General features: G+C 63.6%; 3 protein-coding genes and 1 pseudogene. 2 read left to right on the top strand and 2 right to left on the bottom strand.

The genetic code is table 11. The features are described from left to right. A partial coding sequence (locus tag ACXJ7R_RS28845; RefSeq protein ID WP_457154800.1) for a DUF2189 domain-containing protein occupies positions 1 to 811 on the top strand: 811 nt, incomplete at its 5' end. A 92-nt stretch (positions 812 to 903) separates the two neighbouring features. Next, positions 904 to 1062 (top strand): hypothetical protein, encoded by a 159-nt coding sequence (locus ACXJ7R_RS28840; protein ID WP_457154799.1) that lies wholly within the window; start codon positions 904 to 906, stop codon positions 1060 to 1062. A gap of 30 nt (positions 1063 to 1092) precedes the next feature. On the opposite strand, the gene ACXJ7R_RS28835 is transcribed toward ACXJ7R_RS28840, so the two are convergent. Further along, entirely contained in the window at positions 1093 to 1725 is a 633-nt protein-coding gene (locus tag ACXJ7R_RS28835; protein ID WP_095086701.1) for a LysE family translocator, read from the bottom strand. 123 nt (positions 1726 to 1848) lie between these two features. Beyond that, positions 1849 to 3052 (bottom strand): annotated as a pseudogene (locus ACXJ7R_RS28830) (hypothetical protein); the annotation flags it as partial.

Genomic DNA, 3052 nt, shown 5'->3' with positions numbered 1-3052 from the left:
TGTCATGGCGGACGCACACGGGGCGYACGTACAGCCCACGGTGCGCAGCATCACCACAGCGGATCTCAGGGATGCGCTGCGCCTCGGCGCCGAGGATTTCTGGGCAAAACCATCGCACTACGTGTTCCTGTGCCTGATCTACCCCGTTGTCGGTCTGATCCTGACGCGATGGACGTCCGGCGCCAATGCCATCCAGCTCATCTATCCCCTGATGTCGGGTTTCGCGCTGGTCGGCCCGTTTGCCGCCATCGGTCTTTACGAGATCAGCCGCCGCCGCGAACTCGGCATGAACACCTCCTGGCGGCATGCCCTCGATGTGCGCCACTCGCCGGCGATTCCGTCGATCGCGGCGATCGGTATCATGCTGGTGGCGCTATTCCTGCTGTGGCTCTACACCGCGCAGTCGATCTACACCGGCCTGTTCGGCGACCAGCCGCCGGCATCGATCGGCGACTTTGTCCGCGAGGTGCTGACGACCGGCAAGGGCTGGACCCTGATCCTCGCCGGCAATGCCGCCGGTTTTGTCTTCGCCGTTGTCGTGCTCGCCACCACTGTGGTTGCCTTCCCGCTGTTGCTCGACCGAGATGTCGGCGCTGTTTCGGCCATCGAGACCTCGGCGCGAGCGGTGATGGCAAACCCGCTGCAGATGGCGCTGTGGGGGTTGATGGTCGCCGTGCTGCTGGTGATCGGCTCGATCCCGCTGTTTGCCGGGCTCGCCGTGGTCATGCCGGTGCTCGGCCACGCCACCTGGCATCTCTACCGCAAGGTGGTCGAGCCGGAGCGGGCGCAGCAAATCCGGCGGCCGATGTGACGACGCCGGAACGCCAAACAAAGAGCGCCTGACAAAGCCTGATATGTTTGGCCTGTCGGCGCCCTCTGTGGCCAGGTGACGGAGACTGACCGATGGCGTGGAAACTGTCGGGAGTGCTCAAGAAGATCGTCTGGCTGATGTGCTTTGGCGTTGCTGGCAATATCAATATTGCGCTGGCAAGCGCCGACCAGCCCGGTGYAACTCGAAAGCGCGTTTCTCGGGCTTTTCTGAAAGAAGTCTTCGGCTGCTGACGGCGGCGATCGCTGCTTGTACTTCCACTCTCAGCGCTGTGCGTCTGTCGCCATCTTCAGCGCGAGTGCCATCAGCACGGTGCCCATCATCCAGCGCTGGATGACCAGCCATAGCGGCCGGCCGGCGAGGAAGGTGGCTATCGAGCCCGCTGTCACCGCGATGATGGCATTGACGCTGAGGCTGATCGATATCTGTGTCGCACCGAGCACCAGCAGCTGCGACAGGACATGGCCTTTGTCCAGGCTGATGAACTGCGGCAGCAGCGACAGATAGAGCACGGCCACCTTCGGATTGAGCAGGTTGGTCATCAGGCCCATGGCGAACAGCTTGCGCGGCCGGTCCCGCGGCAGTTCGCGCACCTGGAACGGCGAGCGTCCCCCCGGCTTCACGGCTTGCCAGGCCAGCCACAGGAGATAGAGTACGCCGGCAAAGCGCAGCGCGTCATAGGCATAGGGCACGGCAAGCAGCAGCGCAGTGATGCCGAACGCCGCCGCCAGTACATAGAAGACAAAGCCGAGCGCGACGCCGCCAAGTGAGATTAGCCCCGCCTTTGGCCCCTGCGACAGGGAACGCGAGATCAGGTAGATCATGTTGGGGCCTGGCGTCAGCACCATGCCGAGGCAGACCAGCGCAAAGGCGAGATGGTTGGCGGTTTCGGGCATCTATTCGTTCCCCTGCGCACCCCGGTGCGGAAGCGAGCGGCCAATATCTGCCCGCACCGGCGGGCGTCCGCAAGGGCATGGCGCCGCCAGCCGTTGCGCCAGATGGCTGCCAGTGCCTCCGGATCAGCTGACGACGCGCAGGTTCGACAATTCGTTGCCGATTTCCTTGAAATCGTTCGACAAGGTGGCGCCGGTGGCGTTCCAGAACAGCTTGGCCGGCTTGCTCGGATCCGTCGGGTCCTTGCGGAAGCGCGAGTTCGACGAGCAGGATTTCAGCGCCGCGATCGCCGCCTGGTCGCTGGTTTTGGTCGTGGACAAGTCGAGCGCCACCGTCATCACCATGATGTTGGCTGCCTTGGCGTTGTTGCAAAGCGTCGCCATCTGCTCGTTGAGCGCGCTCGTGTAATTGCCGTTCGAATAGTCGAACTGGCCAATGGCGCTCGATGTCCCCAGAAACATGCGGCCGACCGAGGTACCGTTGTAGCCGGGGTTGAGATAGCCGTAGGACGCGTAGGTCGACTTCGAATCGGCGGGATCGGAATAGCCGAGCGACGCAGGCGTGTAGTAGGTGTTGGCGCCGTCGGTCAGCACGATCACGACCTTGTCGTTGCCTCTTTCTGTTTCCGGGCGTCCTTGCGTGAACGGCTCGCCGCTTGAGACCACCCGCCAGCCCCAGGCCATGCCCTCGGGAACGCTGGTGCCGCCATTCGGCTGCATCAGGTCGATCGCGGCCTTGATCGAGGTCAGTCCGTCGGTGACGCTGACATCGGTCAGCGGTGTGATCGGGTTGGTGGTGCAGCTGTAGTTCGGGCCGTTTCCGGCCGGCAGCGCCGGCGCATCGATCGGCCGCGGCTGGAAATATTTGGCCACGTTGCGCAGCCGGGATTGGCCGGTGCTGCTCGTCGGGTTGTCATTCCACCAGCTGTTCACGGCGCCATAGGTCGTCGGCATGGCCTCATCGGGATCCTGGGTGAGCTTCCAATGATTGCCGGGTTCGTCCGGGGCGAACATCGGCACGAACATCGTCGCTGGATCGCCGACCCCTATGCCGGTGTTCGACGAGCCGCCGGACGGCGGCGCGTCGTTGACATTGTAGGGGTAGGGCCGGGCTTCGACGCAGCCTTGCCAACTGGCGAACGGGCCATAGGAATCGATGTAGTCGTACTCGTCGTGGCTTCGTTTGCAGGTGTTGTTCGAGTTGTACTCGTCGCACACCACGCGTTTGCTGTTGGTGACGCGCTCGTGGTTGGTGACGACCTTCATGTCGCGGTAGAGCGAAAACCGGGTCAGCATCTGGCCTTCGTCGGCACCCCATCCGGAGCCGCGC

It is taken from the genome of Mesorhizobium sp. P5_C1 (assembly GCF_054049815.1).
The sequence above is the reverse complement of the archived record's forward strand: the minus strand, read 5'-3'. Positions and strand labels throughout refer to the sequence as shown.